Here is a 20,003-nt window from a genome sequence, read left to right on the forward strand (position 1 = left end):
GGTCAGGCGATCAGCTGCCGGGGCCCTTGCCCTTGGTGTCTTTGGCCGAGAAGCGGCCGACGTTGCCCATCATCTGTTCCAGGAAGCCCATCTCGCGGCCGGCGGTGGGCGTCGAGCGCTCGACCAGATCGATGTCCTGGCCGTTCGACTTGTCCAGCGTCTTGATCTCGCGCAGGACGCCGGCATCGTCGAAGCGGGCGATGACGACGCGGCGTTCCGTCACCTCCGGCTCGAAGAAGGCGGTCTTCTCGGTCTTCTGGCCGATATAGTACCAGACATTCTGATCGAAGGTGCCCACCGAGGTCGGCGTGCCCAGAACGGCGGCGACGTCGTCGCGCCGGCTCTGGCCGGGCTGCAGTTCCGCCACCAGCTGCGGGTCCGTCAGGTTGCCGCGGGTGGCGACGACGGGCGAGCAGCCGGTCGCGGCGAGGCCGGCGAACAGGACGCTCCCCAGAAGGGCGGTGCGAATGACGGCGCGCGGGGCGGAAAAGTTCGATCTGGTCATGGTGCTCGGGCTATGATGGAGCCGGCGGGGCATAGGACTGCCTGCGGGTGCGGATAGTCGCTAAGGCGGGACAATCGCACCGGGCGCTTCGCCCTGTCAACGAGACTCCGAATCGGGGAAGGGCTGCCGTTCGTGTCTGAGAGCTTCATGGATCGTCTGCTGGGTCCACTGCTGAATGGCCTGGGTGGCAGCGTGCGCGCCCGCAATGCCGAGGCGGTGGGCGGGCTGTTCACTGGCATCGTCGCCCAGGCCCGCCAACCGGGCTTCTATGCTGCGCTCGGCGTGCCCGATACGTTGGACGGCCGCTTCGAAATGGTGGCGCTGCACCTGTTCCTGGTCATGCACCGGCTGAAGGGGCAGGGGGCGGCGGCGGCGAAACTGTCGCAGCGCCTCTACGAAACGATGGTCGACGATTTCGAGAAGTCGATCATGGAGCTGGGGGCTGGCGACAGCGGCATCGCCCGGCGTGTGAAGACGATGGCGCGCGGCATGGCCGGGCGAATCCGCGCCTATGACGAGGCGTTGGCCGAATCCGACGACGGCCGGCTGGACGTGGCGCTGGACAACAACCTGTACGGCACGGTCGATCCGGTGCGGGACGGGGCGCTCCCCGCCATGGCAGCCTATGTGCGCGCCTGCGCCGCGGCGCTCGATGCCCAGCCGTTGGAGTCGCTGATGCGCGGCGAGTTGCGCTTCGCCCCTGCGCCCGCCTGACGGCACACTATATATACTGCGCCTGACGGGCGGGCGGCATCGCAGAGGGCTTGCCTTTCGCCGCCGGCGGCTGCATGTGACTCTGGGGCGGGCGCCTGCCGCTCCCGCCCGTCCGTTTCGACCGCCGCCATGGTTTCATCAGAGAGTCTTTCGCCATGAGTCCTGTGAACGGTGCCCTGCCGGCCCCGGAATTCTCGCGCATCGTCAATGCCGACGCGGTGCGCCGCGCCGACGTGACCGAGACCATCGAGGCGACGGAGACGGAGCGCCGCGCGCTCGCCGAGCGGCTGGAGCTGGAGGCGATCGGCAGCCTCACCGCCACGGTGAAGCTGCGCGCGGTGCGCGGCGGCCAGATGATCCGCGTGTCCGGCAAACTGGAGGCCGATGTGGTCCAGACCTGCGTCGTCACGCTGGATCCAGTGCCGGCCCATGTCAGCGAGAGCTTCGAGGCGCTGTTCGCCCCATCCTCGATGGTCGAGGACCAGGGGCTGGAGATCGATTTCGACCCCTCCTTGTCGGACGAGGACATCCCCGAGCCGATGGAGAACAACCGAATCGATATCGGCGAACTGACCGCGCAGCACCTGTCGCTGGGCCTCGACCCCTATCCGCATGCCGAGGGCGTGGAGTTCGAGGGCTATGACGAGGGTGATGACGGCGATCCGGTCGAAGACGAGGTGGCGGAGGAGCCGGAAAAGCCGAACCCGTTCGCCGTTCTGCAACAATTGAAGCAGCGGAAGTGACTGCGGTCTTGCGTCCCCCGCGGTTCCTTGTATAAGGGCCGGCGTTTCCACCCCCTCCAATGAGCGGCGCGGGGTTGCGAAATGGGGGTTGTTCGGGCTTGCCCTTCGGGAGCATTTGCCTTATTGAATGCCGCTCGCGCTGGGCGGCCCCTGTTCGGGCCGCCCTTTCCAATGAAGAGAGTTTACGGTCATGGCTGTTCCGAAGAAGAAGACCTCCAAGTCGCGGCGCAACATGCGGCGTTCGCACCACGCTCTGCCGACCTCGGCGTACAACGAGTGCCCGAACTGCGGCGAGCTGAAGCGTCCGCACCACGTCTGCGGGTCTTGCGGCCATTACGACCAGCGCGAAGTGGTTCAGAGCGGCACCGCGGCCGCTTGATCCTGATCGCGTTGTCTGAGGTCCCGATGATCAGGGGCGTTTTCCGCCCCTGCCGGGGTCCTAGCCGGGGAGCCTGTTCGCGGTGAGCCAGCGCCTGACCATCGCCCTGGATGCCATGGGTGGCGATCTCGGTCCCGACATGGTCGTTGCCGGGGCGGACATCGCGCGGGAGCGCCATCCCGACGTCCGCTTTCTGCTGTATGGCGACCGGGAGCGGATCGAACCGCTGCTGAACCTGCGTCCCGCGTTGAAGGCGGTGGCGGAGATCCGCCATACCGCCGACTTCGTGGCCGGGGATGCCAAGCCCGCAATCGCGTTGCGCGCCGGACGCCAGTCCAGCATGAGGCTTGCCATTGACGCCGTGGCGTCGGGCGATGCCGCCTGCGTGGTTTCGGCCGGCAATACCGGCGCCCTCATGGCGATGGCGAAGTTCGTGTTGAAGACGCTGCCGGGCATCGACCGGCCGGCGATGGCGTCCTTCTTCCCGACGCAGCGGGGCGAGAGCGTGATGCTGGACCTCGGCGCCAATGCCGAATGCCAGCCGGAGAACCTCGTCCAGTTCGCCGTGATGGGTGCCGTCTTCGCGCGCGCCATCCTGGGGCTGCCGGAGCCGTCGATCGGCGTGCTGAACATCGGCTCGGAAGACATGAAGGGCAACGAAGTGGTGCGTGCCGCGGCGGCCAGCCTGCGCGACATGCCGCTGCCCGGCCGTTTCCATGGCTTCGTCGAAGGCACCGACATCGGGCTGGGCACGGTGGACGTCATCGTCACCGACGGCTTCACCGGCAATGTCGCGCTGAAGACAGCGGAGGGGACGGCCAAGCTGTTCTCCGAATTCCTGCGCCGCACCTTCGCGACGTCCTTCCTGGCACGGATCGGTTATCTGCTGGCACGCGGCGCCTTCAAGCGCTTCCGCGAGCGGATCGACCCGCGGCGCTACAACGGCGCGATGTTCCTGGGCCTGCGCGGCGTCTGCGTGAAGAGCCATGGCGGTACCGACCCGGTCGGATTCGCCAATGCCGTCGCGGTCGCCATCAATCTGGCGACTCACGGTTTCAACGAGCGCATCAAGGAAGAGATGGGGCGCATTGCCGACGCGACCCCTCTTCCCGACACGAAGGCGGCGGCGGGCTGAACCATGGTCATGCGTTCCCGAGTTCTTGGTTGCGGTACCTTCCTGCCGGCCAACATCGTCACCAACCAGGATCTGGAACAGCGGGTCGACACGTCGGACGAGTGGATCGTCCAGCGTACCGGCATCAGGTCGCGCCACATCGCGGCGGAGGGGGAGAAGACCTCCGACCTCGCCATCGCCGCGGCGACCCGCGCGCTTGAGCATGCCGGCGTGCCGGCGGGCAGCATCGACTGCATCGTGCTGGCCACCACCACGCCCGACAACACCTTCCCGGCCACGGCGACCAAGGTGCAGGCGGCTCTGGGGACCAAGGGCTTTGCCATGGACATCCAGGCGGTCTGCGCCGGGTTCGTCTATGCCATGGCGGTCGCCGACAATTTCCTGCGCAACGGTCAGGCGCGCCGCGCGCTGGTGATCGGGGCGGAGACCTTCTCCCGCCTGCTGGACTGGAACGACCGCACCACCTGCGTACTGTTCGGCGACGGTGCCGGCGCCATCGTGCTGGAGGCCTATGAGGCCAAGGGCGATTCGACCGACCGCGGCGTGCTGTCCACCCATCTGCATTCCGACGGCAGCCAGTACGACCTGCTCTATGTCGATGGCGGCGCGTCCTCGACCGGCACCATTGGCCATGTCCGCATGCACGGGCAGGAGATCTTCCGCCACGCCGTGTCCAAGCTGTCGGCGGTGGTGGAGGAGGCGCTGGTCGCCAACGGTCTGGAGTCCACCGACATCGACTGGATGGTTCCGCACCAGGCGAACCGTCGGATCATCGACGGGCTGGCCCGCAAGATGAAGCTGTCGCCGGAAAAGGTCGTGCTGACGGTCGACCGCCACGGCAACACCTCTGCCGCGTCGATTCCGCTGGCGCTGGGCGAGGCAGTGGCCGATGGCCGGGTCAAGCGCGGTGACCTGATCCTGATGGAAGCCATCGGCGGCGGCCTGACCTGGGGTTCGGCGCTGGTCCGCTGGTAGGCGGCCCCTCCTTTTTCCACTCCGGATTCAATGCTGCACCGCACGCCCAACCCGGCTTTGGCCGGGCTGTATGCGGCTGCCAAGCTTTTGAATTGACGGACCTTCTTTCCCCGGATTACCGTCTTCGCAACGGTTGCGGGGGGAGGTCGAACCATGTCTCAGAACACCGTCACGCGCGCCCAATTGAGCGAGGCCGTCTACCAGGAAGTCGGACTTTCGCGGAACGAATCGGCCGATCTGGTCGAAACCGTCCTGGACGAGATTTCCGACGCGCTCGCCCGGGGGGAGATGGTGAAGATTTCCTCCTTCGGCAGTTTCCAGGTTCGCCAGAAGGGTGAGCGAATCGGCCGGAACCCCAAGACCGGGGAAGAGGTTCCGATCTTGCCGCGGCGGGTGCTGGTCTTCCGCGCCAGCCATGTGCTGAAGAACCGCATCAACGATGTCCAGGAGGGTGGGGCGCCGACGCCTGCGCGGGCTCTCTCCTGACGCCGGTTGTCCGTTATGACCCCGGCTCATCGCCCGCCGCCGTGCCGCACCTGTCTGTGGATCCCCGCATCCGGTCGCTACCGGGTGGCGGCCTGATCCTGCCATGAAGTCCGCCACGGCCTATCGCACCATCAGCGAGGTATCGACCGACCTGAACGTGCCTCAGCATGTGTTGCGCTTTTGGGAAACCAAGTTTCCCCAGATCCGCCCGCTGAAGCGCGGCGGCGGCCGGCGCTTTTACCGGCCGGAGGACGTTGAGCTTCTGCGCCGAATTCAGGCCCTGCTGTATGAGGACCGCTACACCATCAAGGGCGTGCAGCGCCTGCTGAAGGAAGGGCGCATGTCCGACCCGACGCCGCCTTTGCCCGAGGATGCCGATGAGCCGCAAGACTCCGATGCTGGACAGTTGGGCGAAGAGGCGTTTGACGGCGATGGCGGCCCGGATGACGGGCAACATCCTCCTTTGTCCGCCGCCCTGCGGCACGAGATCACCATGGTGGTCGACGAGTTGAAATCTCTGCGGTCGATGCTGTCGCGTCTGTCCGAAATCGGGGACAAAAAAAGCTGAAAAATCATTACGGGAGATGTTGCATCGGCAAAAGTCCGCGGCTATAGTCCCGTTCCCTTCCGGAGCCAAGCCGCAAGCACTGCGGTGAAGTTGACGGAGCGTAGCGCAGCCTGGTAGCGCATCAGACTGGGGGTCTGGGGGTCGCAGGTTCGAATCCTGTCGCTCCGACCAGTTCCGGAAGGACCGAAAAAGCCTTGGAACCCAACGGTTCCAGGGCTTTTTCTTTGCCCGCGTCCTGGGTTGCTTTCGGCGCTGCTGCTCCGTCCGTTTGCGACTCTTGTTTGCGACTTGGCGACGCCGCCGCATTGGCGAAGACCTTCATCGGGATCGCCTCCACCGCGTTGCGCGCCGCTTCGTCGGCCACCGGGAGATACCGCTTCGTCGTTTCGTAACTCCGGTGCCGGGCCAGTTGCTGGGTGACGGCGGCGGTTGCCACACGGGCCACGGCGGTCACATAGCTCGCTTTCGTGTCGTGGAAGCGGTATTGCAGCCCCAGCGCCTTCATGGCGGTCGGCAACGCTCGCTTTGGGGGTTTTCACCGGCTGACGCTTGCCCTTCTCGCCACGTTGATAGGTCAGCAGATGCTGTTGCCTCCAGCCGCGAGCCTGGGCGAGCAGCCGGGTGAGCAATTCCATGGCCTCCGCTCCGGCGGCGATGAGCTCGGCCCGGTTCGCCTCCGTCGAACTGGCCTCCAGCCACACCCCGCGGTTCTGGAAATCGACCTGATCGACCCCGTAAGGGCGAAGACCTCCCCCTTCCGGAAGCCCATGAGGCGGGCCAGCAGGATGCCGTCGGCAAGATGCTGGGGAACCCGTTGCATGATCGCCTGGAGGTCATCGTCGGACACCGGGCGGGGCAGATGTTCCGGTTCGGCCAGCCGGGGTACCTTCGGCAGTTCGGCAAGGAGCGGACGCCCGCCGGCATCCTTCAGCCCATGAACCAGCCGCATGGCCTCGCCCAGGCAGACGAGATAGCGGTTGATGGTCGAGTCGGCGCGCTTGCGGTCGGATGGCCGGAAGAGCTTTGCCGGATCGGACTCGGGAGCCTGCTTCTTCGATCCGCCGATGTAGATCATGACCGGCTGCTCACGCGACCAGGGTACGCCTCCGGTGAGTGCCGCCTTGGCAAAGTAGGGTCCGGCGTCTGAGTTTTGCGTTGCGCGTCATCGCGCGGACGCAAACGAGTTGCAAACGTCATGGCTTACCAGCGTATCGAGGTTTTGACGGGCCGGGAACGGCGGCGGAGCTACACGCCGGCGGAGAAGGTGCGGATGGTTGAGGAGGCGTTCCGGCCCGGCGTGGTGGTGACGGAGGTGAACCGCGCCGGTTTTCCCGGAGACCATTTGTGTTGAGTCACGCCGCCCTGGCGACGTCCTCGGTTTGGGCATAGTAACGCGCTTCGGCCTCGGCGGGAGGAATGTTGCCGATGGGTTCGAGGAGGCGCCGGTGGTTGAACCAGTCGACCCATTCCAGAGTGGCGAACTCGACAGCCTCCAAGGTGCGCCATGGCCCGCGGCGCCGGATCACCTCGGTCTTGTAGAGACCGTTGATGGTCTCGGCCAACGCGTTATCGTAGGAATCGCCAACGCTGCCCACGGAAGGCTCGACCCCAGCTTCGGTGAGACGCTCGGTGTAGCGAATCGCAACGTATTGCGATCCCCTGTCGGAGTGATGGATGAGGCCGCAGCCCTTGGCCGGTCGGCGGTCGTGAAGTGCCTGTTCGAGCGCATCCAGAACGAAGCCGGCGTGGGCTGTGCTGGACACCCGCCAGCCCACGATGCGGCGCGCGAAGGCGTCGATGACGAAGGCCACGTAGACGAAGCCCTGCCATGTCGATACGTACGTGAAATCGGCCAACCACAGGGCGTTTGGGCGTGGCGCCTGGAATTGGCGGTTCACCCGGTCAGCAGGGCATGACGCCGCCCGGTCGCTGATCGTGGTGCGCACCACCTTGCCACGCATCGCTCCTTTCAAGCCCATCTGCTTCATCAGTCGAGCCACTGTGCAGCGTGCCACGTCGATACCCTCCCGCCGCAACTGCCGCCAAACTTTACGTACCCCATAGACCTGGAAGTTCGCGTCCCAGACCCGCCGGATAGCCTCCCTCAGCACTGCGTCGCTTCGCGAACGGGCCGGCGCCTTGGACGGATCGGCCTGTCGGGCGGCATGGGCGTAATAGGTGGACGGGGCGATCGGCAGCACTCGGCAGATCGGCTCGACCCCGTGAACGGCGCGGTGCGCGTCGATGAAGGCGATCATTTCTTGAACGGGCGGTCGAGCTCCGCCTGGGCGAAATACGCCGACGCCTTGCGTAGGATCTCATTCGCCTGGCGCAGCTCCCGCACCTCACGCTCCAAAGCCTTGATCCGTTCCTGCTCGTCCGTTGTCGGCCCCGGCCGCTTGCCCTGGTCACGCTCGGCCTGCCGGACCCAGCCCCGCAGCGTTTCCGGAGTGCAGCCGATCTTCGCCGCGATCGAACTGATCGCCGCCCACTGCGAGGCATGCTCGCCTTCGTGCTCGAACACCATCCGAACCGCGCGCTCGCGCACTTCAGGGGCGTATTTGGGTGATGCCTGTTTCGTCATGATGACCCCAGTCTCTCAGAAGATGGGGCCTCCGACAAACCCGGGGCGGTTCAGAGGCGGCCCGTCGGCTGGGCGTGCACGAAAGCCTGCTGTATCGCTGGCGGGACCTGATGAAGGTCGGCGGGACCTCCGTGGCCGAACCGCCCAGCTTTGTCGCGGTGACCATCGCGCCGGAGCCGAGCGTGATGGAACCGCCGGTCGCGGAGCCTCATACGCCATTGCCGCCTCCGGCGGCGCCGGAGATGAGCCCAGCGATCCTCGAGGTCATCCTGCCCAGCGGGGCACGTCTGCGTCTGGAAGGGCCGGTCGACCCGGCCCTGGCGGCGGCCGTTGTCGGTGCCCTGGCATGATTCCGGTGCCGAGTGGCGTGCGGGTGTGGCTGGCCAGCGGGCACACCGACATGCGCAAGGGCTGGGCAAGCTTGGCGCTGCTGGTGCAGGAACGCTTCGCCCAAGACCCGCACAGCGGTCATCTTTTCATTTTCCGCGGGCGCCGGGGGGATTGAGCGTCATTCAGCATACAGTTTCGAGTCGGCTCGCGTGGAGTATCCGTGGCACCCGCTGTACGGGAAGACATTGAGGGTGGTGAGCCGGACAGTACGTGGTGGCCACTCCGTCCTGTGGCTCGAGGAACGCCCCGATACCGCCCGGGAATTGCCGGCCTGGATGTGCGACCCGGCTTACTGCCTTGATATGGCGGCATTGGGTCCGCCGCAGACCACAGTCGCAGCCCTTAGCGCATTGGCGGCAGTTCTCTCGGATCTGCGGGACTCGATCGGCGGCGGCGCAGCATCGGACAACTCACCCACGGAGGAGGTTGCCGATGACCAGACGACCGCGGCCGACGTCCCAACTCTTGCTCGACCTCACGGTTCCACTCCCGGGTCTCGTGGTTCCGGACGAGGTCGTGCAGGTCCTGGCGGACCTCCTCCTGGAAGCCGTCGGAGCCCGGCTGGGCACGAAGAAAAAGGAGGACGGCCATGAGCCCCAAGATCACCGCTGATCACCTCGGCCGCGGTGCCGCGATCTATGTCCGCCAGTCCACACCCGGCCAGCTGATCAATCATACGGAAAGCCGTCGTCGACAGTATGACTTGGCTGACGCCGCACGGGCGGCTGGGTTCGTCGATGTCATGATCATCGATGAGGACCTTGGCCGCTCTGGTTCCGGCCTCGAAAGCCGTCCTGGCTTTCAGAAGCTGGTGGCGGCGGTCTGCGCCGGCACCGTCGGTGCCGTCTATTGCATCGAGGCATCGCGGCTGGCCCGCAACGGCCGGGATTGGCACCACCTCATTGACCTCTGTGCTCTGGCAGGGGCGTTGGTCGTCGACCCAGATGGGGTCTATGATCCAAGGCTGCTGAACGACCGCCTTCTGCTCGGCCTGAAGGGAACAATGTCGGAGTACGAACTCAGCCTGCTGCGTCAACGCGGCATCGAAGCCCGAGACGGAAAAGCCCGCAGGGGGGAACTGCGGTTCACGCTACCGCCCGGCTACTGCTGGAACGAGGCCGGACGGATCGAAATCGATCCTGACGAGCGCGTTGCCGGCGCGATCCGGATGCTGTTCAGCAAGTTCCGAGAACTGGGCAGCGCCCGCCAGGTTTTTCTCTGGGCGCGCGCCGCCGAACTGTCGCTCCCCGTCGTGCGGCGCAACCTCATCGCCTGCAAAATCCTCTGGCAGCCGCCGGCGTACCACACGGTGATCCAGGTCCTGCAGAACCCGATCTATGCCGGCGCCTATGTGTTCGGCCGGCGGGGTAACCGGACTCGCGTTGTCGAGGGCCGGGCTCGGAAGACGAGCGGGCATAAACGGGAGCGCACCGAGTGGAATACCCTGCTGCGCGACAACCACGAGGGCTACATCACCTGGGCCGAGTTCGAGGAACATCAGCGCATGCTGGAGGAAAACGCCCACATGCAGAAGCGTGCCGCCCGCAAGGCCGGCCGGGGCGGCCGGGCACTGTTGACCGGGCTGGTCCGGTGCGGGCACTGCGGTCGCAAGATGCGGGTCTTCTACGGCATGCAGTCGGGGCATGCCCACCGTTACCAATGCCGAGGTGACGATGCCCATGTCGGTGTCGGTCTGTGCATCGGCATCGGCGGTATTCGTGTCGATCGGGCGGTCGTGGCGCAGATGCTGGAAGCCGTCTCTGCCAGAGCGGTGGAGGCTGCCCTGCTTGCCGCCGACCAGGCGGCTGCGGCGGGGGCGGAAGAGCGGGCAGCGCTGGAGCGCGAGTTGGAGGCGGCCCGCTATGATGCCTCGTTGGCGGCTCGCCGGTACGACCTCGTGGAGCCGGAAAAGCGCCATGTCGTGAGAGAACTGGAAGCGCGCTGGAATACGGCTCTGGAACGGGTGGCGCAGATCGAACGTCGGATTGCCGAGGCCGAGGCGCGCTCATCGGCGCGCCCAAGGGTGAACAGGGCGGCTCTTCTGGGGTTGGCTCACGATCTGTCGGCGGCCTGGAATGCACCGACAGCGGACGCGCGAACTCGGCAACGTCTGACCCGGCTACTCGTGGAGGAGGTGGTGATCGACCTCGACGACGCGGCGTACGAGGCGGTGCTGCGGATTCATTGGATAGGTGGCCGACACACCGAACTGCGTGTCCCACGGGCCAGGACCGGGCGTCGAGCGGACAAAGCACATCCAGGAGCGGTGGAGGTCGTGCGCAAGCTGTCCGGACATTGGCCGGATCATGAGATCTCCGTCACGTTGAACCGCATGAAGTGCCGGAGCGATAACGGAGAGACCTGGACGACCGTGAAGGTTCGGCTGTTGCGGGAGCGACTTGGCCTTTCCGATTTCGACCCGACCGTGCCCCGTCCCGAGACGCTGACGGCCGACAAGGCGGCGAAGCGGCTCGGCATCTCCATTCCCTCCGTGCACCGCCTTATTCAGCGTGGGATCCTGCCGGCAACGCAGCTTGTCCCATCAGCCCCGTGGCACATTCCCATGGCAGCCTTGGACACGGACGCCGTGCAAACGGGCGTGAACGAGATTAAGGCGCGGCGCCCCAAGAACCTCATTGATTATCAAAGAGATGAGACGATGCTGTTGCCAGGATTGTGAAAGGAGAGATGCACTATGTCACGCGATTTGGCGATCTGGTGAAGATCATCTGGTATGACGGCCAGGGCAGTTGCCTGTTCATGAAGAGGCTGGAGCGGGGCCGGTTCATCTGGCCGAGGCCGGCGGACGGTGCGGTGTCCATCTCGGTTGGACAGATGGGCTATCTGCTCGAGGGCATCGACTGGCGCAACCCGCAGAAGACCTGGCGCCCCGAGGCCGCGGGGTGACTGCGACACGGTGAATCGACGCACCGGTTCAGGGGCGATTGCGGCGGCTCAACGGCGCGTTTCCAGGTAAACTGGCGCCATGACCGCCGCCCCGCCCGACGACATTGCCAGCCTGCGCGCCGCCTTGGCGCAGGCCGAGGCGCGGGCGGACGCGGCGGAAGCCGACGCGGCCCGGGCCAGGGCGATGGCATCCAACACCGAGGCGCTGATCGCCAGCCTGAAGCTGGAAATCGAGAAGCTCCGGCGCGAGCTCTACGGCACGCGTTCCGAGCGCAAGGCGCGTCTTCTGGACCAGTTGGAGTTCCAACTCGAAGAGCTGGAAGCGACGGCCAGCGAGGACGAGCTGGCGGCCGAGCAGGCTGCGGCCAAAACTACCGCGGTGGCGGCCTTCACCCGCAAGCGGCCGTCGCGCCAGCCCTTTCCCGAGCATCTGCCGCGCGAGCGCGTCGTTGTGCCGGCCCCGGCGAGCTGCCCGTGCTGCGGCTCGGACAAGCTGTGCCGGCTGGGCGAAACGATCACCGAGACGCTGGAGGTGATCCCGCGCCAGTGGAAGGTGATCCAGACGGTGCGCGAGCGGTTCTCTTGCCGGGCCTGCGAGACGATCAGCCAGCCACCGGCGCCGTTCCACGCCACCCCGCGCGGCTGGGCCGGCCCCAACCTGCTGGCCACCCTGCTGTTCGAGAAGTTCGGCCAGCATCAGCCGCTGAACCGGCAGGCCGAACGCTTCGCACGGGAGGGTGTGCCGCTCAGCCTGTCCACCCTGGCCGACCAAGTGGGCACCGCCGCGGCGGTGCTGAAGCCGCTGCACGACCTGATCGCCGCGCATGTACTGGCAGCCGAGCGGCTGCATGGGGACGACACGCCGGTGCCCGTGCTGGCCAAGGGCAAGACAGACACCGGGCGGTTGTGGGTGTATGTGCGTGATGACCGGCCATTTGCCGGCCAAGCCCCACCGGCAGCGCTGTTCCACTATTCGCGAGACCGCAAGGGCGAACATCCCGAACGGCATCTGGCCGGCTTCACAGGCTGGCTGCAGGCCGATGCGTTCGCCGGCTATAACCGGCTGTACGAACCCGACCGCCAGCCGGGGCCGATCAGCGACGTGCTGTGCTGGGCGCATGCCCGGCGCGGCTTCTTCAAGCTGGCCGACATCGCCGCGAACACCAGACGTGGCAAGGACGCCCCGCCGATCTCACCGCTGGCCCTGGAAGCCGTAAGGCGCATCGACGCCCTCTTCGATCTCGAGCGCGCCCTGAACGGCAAGCCAGCGGCCGAGCGGCTGGCGGCCCGCCGGGAACACGGAGTCACCCTGGTAGCCGCGCTGGAGGACTGGATGCGGACGGAACGCGCCCGGCTCTCCCGCCATGCCCCCGTGGCCAAGGCGATGGACTACATGCTGACCCGCTGGGACGGCTTCACCAAGTTCCTCAGCGACGGCCGGCTGTGCCTGACAAACAACGCAGCCGAACGTAGCCTGCGCGGGATCGCTTTGGGCAGAAAAGCGTGGCTGTTCTGCGGCTCCGATCGCGGCGGGCAGCGAGCGGCGATCATGTACGGCCTGATCATCACGGCGAAGCTCAACGACGTCGATCCCCAGGCGTGGCTCGCCGACGTGCTCGCCCGCATCAACGACATCCCCCAGACCCGCCTGCACGAACTACTGCCCTGGAACTGGAAGGCAATCCGCGAGAAGACGAAAGCTGCCTAACCGCGGCATTCACCGGATGCGTACCGACCAGGCCACATATCCTCATATGCGCTGTTCAGTGACTTCCGATATCGGCAGGTCCACACCGAACCATGCCAGCATCTCGCGGATATAGACCCACGGCGCCGAAGCCGGCCACCAAAAGCGAGGAGCGCCGACACCGAAGCCAGTGCTTAGCCCTGCAAACCATCCGGGGATTTTTCATCCGACCGTTCTCATGAAACTTCATTCGGCCTTTACAGTCGAATTCGCCACCATGGAATGGGTCGACCGGTTCAACAACCGGCGCCTCCTAAAGCCCATCGGCAACACTCCGCCCACCCGGGCCGAAGCGCGCCACTATGCCCAAACCGGGGGCGTCGCCATGGTGGCGTGACTCAACACAAATGGCCTTTGGCAAACCCGGCGCGGATCAGCAGCATGAACCGAATTTCTCGACAACGCCCCAACGTCGCGCAAGATCATGTCATGCATCCAGCGTGGCGATGGTGATCGCCAGAGCTTGGGCGCGCGGCACCAGAGTGTCGAGCCGGCACCATTCCCGCTCCGTATGCGCCGCCCCGCCGACCGGTCCCAGCCCGCACAGCGACGGAACGCCCAGCGCCCCGGTGAAGCCGGAATCGGCACAGCCGCCGGTGAACTCTCCATCCACCTCGAATCCAACCGCCGCCGCCGCTGCCTTGTAGCGGGCGAACAGATCGGCCGAATGCCGTTCCTCCAGCGGCATGAACAGGTGTCCCCGCCGGTAGGTCGCGCTGGTGCCCGGCACGTCTTCCGCCGCCAGGATCGCCTCGACTCGAGCCAGTATGGCGTCGAGCTGCTCGACCGAGCGGAAGCGGATGTCGAGCGCCGCCTCGGCATGGTCGGCGACTGTGTTGTGGGTCCGGCCGCCGCGGATGACGCCGACATTGGTGGTGATGCCGCTTGGATAGTCGGTCAGCGCATGCAGAGCGGTGATCTTCGCCGCCAGTGCGCCGATGGCGCTGGCGCCGTCAGCGTGGTTGACGCCGGAATGGGCCGCCCGCCCGGTCACCGTGATGTCCAGCGTCAGCCCACCCTTGCGCGCGGTGACCACATTGCCCGAAACCCGCCCCGGTTCGGCGTTGAAGGCGGCGCGAGCCCCCCGCGCCACCTCCTCGATGATCTTGCGGCCGGAGGGCGAGCCGATCTCCTCGTCGGCGGTGAACAGGCCGATCAGTGGAAAGCCGGTGCCGCCCGCCGCCTTCAGCGCCCGCAGCACGAAGACGTCGACGACCAGCCCGCCCTTCATGTCGGCCACCCCCGGCCCGTGCGCGGTGTCGCCGTCGCGGGTGAAGGGCCGGGCCGCCACCGTCCCGTTGGGATAGACGGTGTCGCGGTGCCCCATCACCAGCACCGGCGCCCCGCCCGTGTTACCGGGGATATCGGCCTTCAGCACGGCGCCGTAGGTCTCGTTCGGGAAGCGCGTCACGGCGATGCCGTCGGCCTCCAGCATCGCGGCCATGATGTCGCCGACCGCATCGATGCCGGCGCCGTCGCGGCTGCCGGAATCGATGTCGACGAGGCGCTGGAGCATGTCCTCCATCTCCGCGCGGCGGGTCGCCAGCCAGTCGCTGGCGCGTTGGGCGAGCGGGGTCATGCGCGGCAGGCCTCCTTGCGGGCGTCCATGATGCCGGGGCCGGTTTCGCCCAAGTCCCAGAACAGCCCGGCCATCACTCGCAGGGCCTCCTCGACGACCGGCGCCAGCAGATGCTCGTCGGGCGCGTGCTGGGAGCAGGCGGGGTAGGAATGCGGCACCCAGATGGTCGGCAGCCCCAAAATCTCGGAGAAGACATCGTTGGGGATCGAGCCGCCCAGGTTGGGCAGCAGCGCCGGCTTCTTGCCCGTCGTCCGTGCCAGCGACTCCAGCGCCCAGCCCACCCACGGGTCGTTGGGATCCAGGCGGGTTGCGGTGAAGGCCTCCATGCGGCTGGGCGTCACCTGCACCCGGTCGAAGCCGTTGGCGGCGAGATGGGCGCGCACGGCGTCGATCACCGTCGCCGGATCGGTGCCGACGACGAAGCGCAGCTGCAGCGTCGCCCTGGCGATGCCGGGCACGGCATTGACCGGCGCGCGCGGATTGCCGGTCTCGAATGCCAGCACCTCCAGCGCGTTCCAGCCGAACACGCGTTCCTCCGGCGTCAGGCCCGGCTCGCCCCAGTCACGGTCGATCTCCGGATCGTTCGGTCCGCCGCCGACGGACAGGTCGGCGATGGCGGCCTTGACCGCCGGCGGGATGCCGGCCGGCTTCAGCGCATCCAGCCTGATCCGCCCCTGCCCGTCGATCAGCGAGGCGATGGCGTTGGCGAGGATGGTGCCGGGATTGGCGAGCAGCCCGCCCCAGTTGCCGGAATGGTGGGCACCCTTGCGCAGATCGACCGTCAACTCGAAATTGATGGCGCCGCGTGAGCCGAGGAACACCGTCGGCCGTTCGGCGATCACCCGCGGCCCGTCGGATGCGATCAGGACGTCGGCGGCCAACGCCTCGCCATGGCTTTCGGCCAGGGCGCGCAGGCCGGGTGATCCCGCCTCCTCACCCATCTCGATCACGAACTTGGCGTTGAAGCCCAGGCTGCCGCCGCGCTCCGCCATCACCTCGGCAAGCGCCGCGATGTTGACGGAATGCTGCCCCTTGTTGTCGGCGGTGCCGCGGCCGTACCAGCGGTCGCCCTTGACCGTCACCGTCCACGGATCGATGCCGTCGCGCCAGCGCCCCTCATGGCCCGGCACCACGTCGCCATGGCCATAGATCAGCACGGTCGGCAGATGGTCGGCCTCGTGGCGTTCGGCGATCAGGAACGGCCCGCGCCCGGCCACCGCGTTCTCCACGATGGTGCCGGTGAAGCCGAGATTGCCCAGCGACGGGATCATCTCCCCGTCCAGATAGGCGCGCAGCTCGGCCCCACGGTCGGAGGACTGGCTTTCCGACTTGATGGCGACGCGCCGCGTCAGGTCGGCCAGGAAGGCGCCGGACGCGAAATGATGGGCGGCGCGCGCGATGGCGCCGTCACGCGATGGCTGATGGGTCATGGCGGAACTCGGGTGTGGAGGGAAATATGTCAGGCGGCGGAAAAGCAGGAGGCGACGCCGTCCGCTACCGGTACCGGGCGCGGCACCTCGATTCGGCAGCGTTCGTTGGCGCAGGGACAGCGCGGGTGGAAGGCGCAGCCGGGCGGCGGCGCGATCGGGTTGGGGAAGGAGCCGGAGATCACCGTGTCGGGCATGCCCAGCGTCGGATCGGGCGTCAGTACGCAGTCGAGCAGCGCGCGGGAATAGGGATGGCTGGCCTGGGTGAACAGCGCTTCGCGCCCGCGCTCCTCGACGATGCGGCCGAGATACATCACCGCCACCCGGTCGGCCAGATGCTCGACCACTGCGAGGTTGTGGCTGATGAAGAAATAGGTCAACTTGAACTCGCGCTTCAGATCCATCAGCAGATTCAGGATCTGCGCCTGCACCGACACGTCGAGCGCCGAGGTCGGCTCGTCGCAGATCAGCACGTCCGGCCGCATCACCAGCGCACGGGCGATGGCGACGCGCTGGCGCTGGCCGCCCGACATCTGGCCGGGATAGGCGTCGATCATCCGGCGCGGCAGCCCGACCGCGTCCAGCATCTCCGCCACCGTCTTCTGCCGGCTTTCGGAGGTGCCGATGCGGTGGGCGACCAGCGGCAGGGCGATCAGGTCGGCCACCGACTTGCGCGGGTTCAGCGAGGAATAGGGGTCCTGGAACACCGGCTGGATGCGCCGCGCCACCTCGCGCCGGTCGGTCTTCGCGATGGGCACGCCGTCGATGCGGATCTCGCCGGAGGTCGGCTTGGTCAGCCCCAGCAGCATCTTCGCCAGCGTCGATTTGCCCGATCCGCTTTCGCCGACCAGCGCATGCACCTCGCCGCGGGCGACGGTCAGCGATACCCCGCCGACGGCGGTCAGCATCGCCTTCGGTTTGAACATTCCCTGCGGCACCGGATAGATCTTGGTGACGTTTTCGAGTTCGAGCACCGGAACGGTCATCATCGGTCTCCGGTCAAAAGGAGGCGGTCAAGCAGCGGTGGCGACGGGGTCGAGCACGCAGGCCATGCGGTGGCCGGGGCCGAGATCCCGCTCCGGAAGGTCGGCGGCACAGGCGTCGGTGGCGTGGTCGCAGCGGTTGCGGAAGGCGCAGCCGGCCAGCGGGCCGATCAGATTCGGCACCTGTCCCGGAATGGTGCCCAGCGGCTCGCCCGGCCGGGTGCGACCAGGAACCGGGATGGCGCGCAGCAGACCCTGGGTGTAGGGATGGCTGGGGGCGCCGAACACCGCCTCGACCGGGCCGGTTTCCACCAGCCGGCCGGCATACATCACCGCCACCTTGGTGGCGACGCGGGCGACGACGCCCAGATCATGGGTGACCAGGATCAGCCCCATGCCGAACTCGCGCTGGATGTCGCGCAGCAGCATCAGGATCTGCGCCTGGATCGTCACGTCCAGCGCGGTGGTCGGCTCGTCGGCGATGATCAGATCCGGTTCGCACATCAACCCCATGGCGATCATCACCCGCTGGCGCAGGCCGCCCGACAGCTGGTGCGGATATTGCCCGAGGCGCGAGGCGGCGGCAGTGATGCCGACCCGCTCCAGCAGATGGACCGCCCGCTCCCGCGCCACCGCCCGGCTGACCGGGCGATGGCGGCGCAGCGCCTCGGCCAGCTGGTCGCCGACGGTGTAGGCCGGGTTCAGCGAGGTCATCGGTTCCTGGAAGATCATCGCCATGCGGTCGCCGCGCAGATCCTCCATCTTGCGCTGGCCGGCGGCCATCAGGTCGATGCCGTCGAAGCGCATGGAGCGCGCCTTGCGCACCGCCCTGGACGGCAGCAGATCCATCAGGGCCAGCGAGGTCAGCGACTTGCCCGACCCGCTCTCGCCGACGATGGCCAGCGTCTCGCCGCGCTCCAGCGTGAAGGAGACCCCGTTGACGGCGTTCAGCTGTCCGGCCTCGGTGGGAATCTCGATGGTGAGGTGATCGACGTCGAGCAGGGGCATGGCCGTCAGCTCCGGTTGTCGGGGGCGGTGACGTCGCGCAGGCCGTCGCCCAGAAGGTTGATGCCCAGGACCAGCGCCACCAGCGCCACGCCGGGGATGGTGATGACCCAGGGGCTGAAGAACATGTACTGCTTGCCCTCCGAGATCATCAGGCCCCAGGACGGCAGCGGCGGCTGCACGCCAAGCCCGAGGAAGGACAGCGCCGCCTCCAGCAGGATGGCATGGGCCATTTCCAGCGTGGCGACCACGATCAGCGGGTTGACGATGTTGGGCAGCACTTCGGAGAAGACGATCAGCCGGGTCGAACAGCCGATGGCGCGGGCCGCCGCGACGAAATCGGCATGGGCGATCTGCTGCGTCGTCGACCGCGCCACCACGGCGAAGCGGTCCCACAGCAGCAGCCCCAGCACGACGATGACCGTGTTCAGCGAGGTGCCGACCAGGGCGGCCACCGCCAGCGCCACCAGCACCACCGGCAGCGCAAGCCGCACGTTGATGATGTAGCCGATGACCATGTCGACCCGCCCGCCGAAGAAGCCGGCGGCGACGCCCAGCGCCGTGCCGATGGCGCCGGACATCAGCACCGTCGCCGCGCCGATCATCAGCGAGATGCGCCCGCCATAGAGCAGCCGGGCGAAGTAGTCGCGCCCCAGCTTATCGGTGCCGAGCCAATGCTCCCAGGTGCCCTTGGGGTGCCAGATCGGCGGGATCAGCCGCTTGGAGATGTCCTGGGCATAGGGGTCGTGGGCGGTGAACAGCGGTGCGCCGATCGACATGACGAGGATGACGGCGAGGATGAAGGCGCCGGCCATGAAACCGGGGTGGCGGGCCGCCCGCTTGGTGAAGCGGGCCAGCGGCGACCGGCGGACCGGAACGGCGTCGAAACCGGCGGCCGTGGCGGTGGCACTGGATGCGCTCGTGGTGCTCATGCGACGCGGATCCTTGGGTCCAGCCAGGCGTTGAGGATGTCGGCGAGGAGGGTCAGCAGGATGTAGATCGTGGCCAGCAGCATCACGATGGCCTGGACGACCGGGAAGTCCTTGCGCCCGATGGCCTCCCAGGCGAGTTGCCCCAGCCCCTGCATCGAGAAGACCGCCTCGACCACGATGGAGCCGCCGAGCATGAAGCCGAACTGCACCGCCGCCAGCGCCACCACCGGCACCACCGCGTTGCGCAGCGCATGCTTGAAGATCACCGTCTTTGGGCGCAGGCCCTTGGCGCGTGCCGTCCGGATATAGTCGGACGCCATCACGTCCAGCATGCCGTTGCGGGTCAGCCGCATCACCGCGGGAATGGCGTACCAGCCGAGCGCCACCGACGGCAGCACGTAATGGCTCCAGGTCGCGTTGCCGGACACCGGCAGCCAGCGCAGATTGACCGAGAAGACGATGATCAGCGTCAGGCCGAGCCAGAAGGTCGGCACCGCCTGCCCCAGCGCGCAGAAGGCCAGCGCCGCGCGGTCGAACCAGCTGCCGCGCTTCACGGCGGCCAGCGCCCCCAGCGGAATGGCGAAGACCAGGGCGAGGCCGAGCGCGATGGCGCCGAGTTTCAAAGTGATCGGAATGCGGTCGCCGACCAGCGACGCCACCGATTCCCGGAAATAGAAGGACTGGCCGAAATCGAACCGGATAGCCCCGGCCAGCCAATGGCCGTACTGGACGGCGAGAGGCTGGTCCAGGCCGTATTCGGCCCGCACCTGCGCCACCTGTTCGGGCGACGCTTCGGGACCGGCGAGGTCGGTGGCGAGGTCGCCGGACAGATGCAGAAGCAGAAACGCGATGACCGATACGGTCAGCACCACCGACAGCGCCACGGCGAGCCGGCGAAGCAGGAAGGCGAGCATGGCGGTCTCCTGAAAAGGAGCGTGCGGAGA

22 protein-coding genes, 1 tRNA gene, 1 pseudogene and 1 other annotated feature are annotated in these 20,003 nt (G+C 67.1%); of the genes and pseudogenes, 15 read left to right on the forward strand and 9 right to left on the reverse strand.

The genetic code is table 11. From position 1 onward, the window contains the following. Positions 1–10 precede the first annotated feature (10 nt). A complete protein-coding gene (locus tag AZOLI_RS03760; protein WP_014247254.1) occupies positions 11–505 on the reverse strand; it encodes an outer membrane protein assembly factor BamE in 495 nt (164 codons plus the stop codon). 147 nt (positions 506–652) lie between these two features. Here AZOLI_RS03760 and AZOLI_RS03765 point away from each other — a divergent pair, with 147 nt between their 5' ends. The 8 genes from AZOLI_RS03765 to AZOLI_RS03800 all read left to right on the forward strand — a co-directional run bounded on the left by AZOLI_RS03765 (position 653) and on the right by AZOLI_RS03800 (position 5,676). Further along, the gene (locus AZOLI_RS03765) at positions 653–1,219 is read left to right on the forward strand and encodes a ubiquinol-cytochrome C chaperone family protein (protein ID WP_014247255.1); all 567 of its coding nucleotides are present in this window, start codon (positions 653–655) and stop codon (positions 1,217–1,219) included. Between the two features lie 155 nt (positions 1,220–1,374). Continuing rightward, a complete protein-coding gene (locus AZOLI_RS03770) occupies positions 1,375–1,962 on the forward strand; it encodes a YceD family protein (RefSeq protein ID WP_014247256.1) in 588 nt (195 codons plus the stop codon). 190 nt (positions 1,963–2,152) lie between these two features. Then, complete coding sequence (gene rpmF / locus AZOLI_RS03775) at positions 2,153–2,341, forward strand: 50S ribosomal protein L32 (RefSeq protein WP_012973646.1); 189 nt, start codon at positions 2,153–2,155, stop codon at positions 2,339–2,341. A gap of 82 nt (positions 2,342–2,423) precedes the next feature. Next, complete coding sequence (gene plsX, locus AZOLI_RS03780; RefSeq protein WP_014247257.1) at positions 2,424–3,476, forward strand: phosphate acyltransferase PlsX; 1,053 nt, start codon at positions 2,424–2,426, stop codon at positions 3,474–3,476. A gap of 3 nt (positions 3,477–3,479) precedes the next feature. After that, complete coding sequence (locus AZOLI_RS03785) at positions 3,480–4,451, forward strand: beta-ketoacyl-ACP synthase III (RefSeq protein WP_014247258.1); 972 nt, start codon at positions 3,480–3,482, stop codon at positions 4,449–4,451. Positions 4,452–4,604: 153 nt separating this feature from the next. Further along, positions 4,605–4,937, forward strand: coding sequence for an integration host factor subunit alpha (locus AZOLI_RS03790; RefSeq protein WP_014247260.1), 333 nt, complete (start codon positions 4,605–4,607; stop codon positions 4,935–4,937). 103 nt (positions 4,938–5,040) lie between these two features. After that, on the forward strand, positions 5,041–5,505 hold the full coding sequence (locus tag AZOLI_RS03795; protein WP_014247261.1) for a MerR family transcriptional regulator: 465 nt from the start codon (positions 5,041–5,043) through the stop codon (positions 5,503–5,505). 94 nt (positions 5,506–5,599) lie between these two features. Beyond that, a tRNA-Pro gene (locus AZOLI_RS03800) sits at positions 5,600–5,676 on the forward strand. 403 nt (positions 5,677–6,079) lie between these two features. Here AZOLI_RS03800 and AZOLI_RS32265 read toward each other — a convergent pair. Further along, a complete protein-coding gene (locus AZOLI_RS32265) occupies positions 6,080–6,580 on the reverse strand; it encodes a hypothetical protein (protein WP_014247263.1) in 501 nt (166 codons plus the stop codon). Positions 6,581–6,700: 120 nt separating this feature from the next. Between AZOLI_RS32265 and AZOLI_RS30950 the strand changes: the two genes are divergently transcribed. Then, entirely contained in the window at positions 6,701–6,856 is a 156-nt protein-coding gene (locus AZOLI_RS30950) for a transposase (RefSeq protein WP_081505903.1), read from the forward strand. Position 6,857: 1 nt separating this feature from the next. Here the strand turns inward: AZOLI_RS30950 and AZOLI_RS03815 are convergent. Next, positions 6,858–8,089 (reverse strand): IS3-like element ISAli4 family transposase gene (locus tag AZOLI_RS03815; RefSeq protein WP_085938455.1). Its coding sequence is split into 2 segments (ribosomal slippage): positions 6,858–7,795 and positions 7,795–8,089, totalling 1,233 coding nucleotides; the frame shifts between segments, so codons are not numbered across the junction. After that, positions 7,689–7,805, reverse strand: a sequence feature (AL1L pseudoknot). It overlaps the preceding gene by 117 nt. Before the next feature lie 74 nt (positions 8,090–8,163). Here AZOLI_RS03815 and AZOLI_RS03825 point away from each other — a divergent pair. The 6 genes and pseudogenes from AZOLI_RS03825 to AZOLI_RS32270 all read left to right on the forward strand — a co-directional run. Beyond that, positions 8,164–8,439: a hypothetical protein gene (locus tag AZOLI_RS03825; RefSeq protein WP_162487967.1), complete on the forward strand. Its 276-nt coding sequence runs from the start codon at positions 8,164–8,166 to the stop codon at positions 8,437–8,439. After that, on the forward strand, positions 8,436–8,594 hold the full coding sequence (gene tnpB / locus AZOLI_RS30955; protein ID WP_162487968.1) for an IS66 family insertion sequence element accessory protein TnpB: 159 nt from the start codon (positions 8,436–8,438) through the stop codon (positions 8,592–8,594). The genes AZOLI_RS03825 and tnpB (AZOLI_RS30955) overlap by 4 nt, the downstream gene beginning before the upstream one ends. Before the next feature lie 474 nt (positions 8,595–9,068). Beyond that, positions 9,069–11,159: a recombinase family protein gene (locus AZOLI_RS03835; RefSeq protein WP_014189963.1), complete on the forward strand. Its 2,091-nt coding sequence runs from the start codon at positions 9,069–9,071 to the stop codon at positions 11,157–11,159. A gap of 8 nt (positions 11,160–11,167) precedes the next feature. Next, complete coding sequence (tnpB, locus tag AZOLI_RS03840; protein ID WP_044549621.1) at positions 11,168–11,386, forward strand: IS66 family insertion sequence element accessory protein TnpB; 219 nt, start codon at positions 11,168–11,170, stop codon at positions 11,384–11,386. 79 nt (positions 11,387–11,465) lie between these two features. Next, positions 11,466–13,094, forward strand: coding sequence for an IS66-like element ISAli10 family transposase (locus AZOLI_RS03845; RefSeq protein WP_014247264.1), 1,629 nt, complete (start codon positions 11,466–11,468; stop codon positions 13,092–13,094). A gap of 241 nt (positions 13,095–13,335) precedes the next feature. Further along, positions 13,336–13,470, forward strand: a pseudogene (locus tag AZOLI_RS32270) (IS3 family transposase); the annotation flags it as partial. 90 nt (positions 13,471–13,560) lie between these two features. Here AZOLI_RS32270 and AZOLI_RS03855 read toward each other — a convergent pair. From AZOLI_RS03855 to AZOLI_RS03880, 6 genes are read right to left on the reverse strand one after another with little or no spacing between them, the layout of a single operon-like run. Continuing rightward, positions 13,561–14,712 carry a M20 family metallopeptidase gene (locus AZOLI_RS03855; protein ID WP_014247266.1) on the reverse strand — a complete coding sequence of 384 codons (1,152 nt, stop codon included), beginning with the start codon at positions 14,710–14,712 and terminating at the stop codon, positions 13,561–13,563. Further along, on the reverse strand, positions 14,709–16,142 hold the full coding sequence (locus AZOLI_RS03860) for a M20 family metallopeptidase (RefSeq protein ID WP_014247267.1): 1,434 nt from the start codon (positions 16,140–16,142) through the stop codon (positions 14,709–14,711). The genes AZOLI_RS03855 and AZOLI_RS03860 overlap by 4 nt, the downstream gene beginning before the upstream one ends. Before the next feature lie 29 nt (positions 16,143–16,171). Beyond that, positions 16,172–17,128: an ABC transporter ATP-binding protein gene (locus AZOLI_RS03865; protein WP_044549626.1), complete on the reverse strand. Its 957-nt coding sequence runs from the start codon at positions 17,126–17,128 to the stop codon at positions 16,172–16,174. 24 nt (positions 17,129–17,152) lie between these two features. Continuing rightward, positions 17,153–18,130: an ABC transporter ATP-binding protein gene (locus AZOLI_RS03870; protein ID WP_014247269.1), complete on the reverse strand. Its 978-nt coding sequence runs from the start codon at positions 18,128–18,130 to the stop codon at positions 17,153–17,155. A gap of 5 nt (positions 18,131–18,135) precedes the next feature. After that, positions 18,136–19,059 carry an ABC transporter permease gene (locus AZOLI_RS03875; protein WP_014247270.1) on the reverse strand — a complete coding sequence of 308 codons (924 nt, stop codon included), beginning with the start codon at positions 19,057–19,059 and terminating at the stop codon, positions 18,136–18,138. Beyond that, positions 19,056–19,973 (reverse strand): ABC transporter permease, encoded by a 918-nt coding sequence (locus AZOLI_RS03880; RefSeq protein ID WP_014247271.1) that lies wholly within the window; start codon positions 19,971–19,973, stop codon positions 19,056–19,058. The genes AZOLI_RS03875 and AZOLI_RS03880 overlap by 4 nt, the downstream gene beginning before the upstream one ends. Positions 19,974–20,003 lie beyond the last annotated feature (30 nt).

It is taken from the genome of Azospirillum lipoferum 4B (genome assembly GCF_000283655.1).
Classification (GTDB): Bacteria; Pseudomonadota; Alphaproteobacteria; order Azospirillales; family Azospirillaceae; genus Azospirillum; species Azospirillum lipoferum_C.

Excerpts from the sequence above, each read along its gene's own strand:
- AZOLI_RS03760 (WP_014247254.1), bottom strand. The coding sequence starts at position 505 with ATGACCAGATCGAACTTTTCCGCCCCGCGCGCCGTCATTCGCACCGCC.
- AZOLI_RS03765 (WP_014247255.1), top strand. The coding sequence starts at position 653 with ATGGATCGTCTGCTGGGTCCACTGCTGAATGGCCTGGGTGGCAGCGTG.
- AZOLI_RS03770 (WP_014247256.1), top strand. The coding sequence starts at position 1,375 with ATGAGTCCTGTGAACGGTGCCCTGCCGGCCCCGGAATTCTCGCGCATC.
- rpmF (WP_012973646.1), top strand. The coding sequence starts at position 2,153 with ATGGCTGTTCCGAAGAAGAAGACCTCCAAGTCGCGGCGCAACATGCGG.
- AZOLI_RS03785 (WP_014247258.1), top strand. The coding sequence starts at position 3,480 with ATGGTCATGCGTTCCCGAGTTCTTGGTTGCGGTACCTTCCTGCCGGCC.
- AZOLI_RS03790 (WP_014247260.1), top strand. The coding sequence starts at position 4,605 with ATGTCTCAGAACACCGTCACGCGCGCCCAATTGAGCGAGGCCGTCTAC.
- AZOLI_RS03795 (WP_014247261.1), top strand. The coding sequence starts at position 5,041 with ATGAAGTCCGCCACGGCCTATCGCACCATCAGCGAGGTATCGACCGAC.
- AZOLI_RS32265 (WP_014247263.1), bottom strand. The coding sequence starts at position 6,580 with ATGATCTACATCGGCGGATCGAAGAAGCAGGCTCCCGAGTCCGATCCG.
- AZOLI_RS30950 (WP_081505903.1), top strand. The coding sequence starts at position 6,701 with ATGGCTTACCAGCGTATCGAGGTTTTGACGGGCCGGGAACGGCGGCGG.
- tnpB (WP_162487968.1), top strand. The coding sequence starts at position 8,436 with ATGATTCCGGTGCCGAGTGGCGTGCGGGTGTGGCTGGCCAGCGGGCAC.
- AZOLI_RS03835 (WP_014189963.1), top strand. The coding sequence starts at position 9,069 with ATGAGCCCCAAGATCACCGCTGATCACCTCGGCCGCGGTGCCGCGATC.
- tnpB (WP_044549621.1), top strand. The coding sequence starts at position 11,168 with ATGCACTATGTCACGCGATTTGGCGATCTGGTGAAGATCATCTGGTAT.
- AZOLI_RS03845 (WP_014247264.1), top strand. The coding sequence starts at position 11,466 with ATGACCGCCGCCCCGCCCGACGACATTGCCAGCCTGCGCGCCGCCTTG.
- AZOLI_RS03855 (WP_014247266.1), bottom strand. The coding sequence starts at position 14,712 with ATGACCCCGCTCGCCCAACGCGCCAGCGACTGGCTGGCGACCCGCCGC.
- AZOLI_RS03860 (WP_014247267.1), bottom strand. The coding sequence starts at position 16,142 with ATGACCCATCAGCCATCGCGTGACGGCGCCATCGCGCGCGCCGCCCAT.
- AZOLI_RS03865 (WP_044549626.1), bottom strand. The coding sequence starts at position 17,128 with ATGATGACCGTTCCGGTGCTCGAACTCGAAAACGTCACCAAGATCTAT.
- AZOLI_RS03870 (WP_014247269.1), bottom strand. The coding sequence starts at position 18,130 with ATGCCCCTGCTCGACGTCGATCACCTCACCATCGAGATTCCCACCGAG.
- AZOLI_RS03875 (WP_014247270.1), bottom strand. The coding sequence starts at position 19,059 with ATGAGCACCACGAGCGCATCCAGTGCCACCGCCACGGCCGCCGGTTTC.
- AZOLI_RS03880 (WP_014247271.1), bottom strand. The coding sequence starts at position 19,973 with ATGCTCGCCTTCCTGCTTCGCCGGCTCGCCGTGGCGCTGTCGGTGGTG.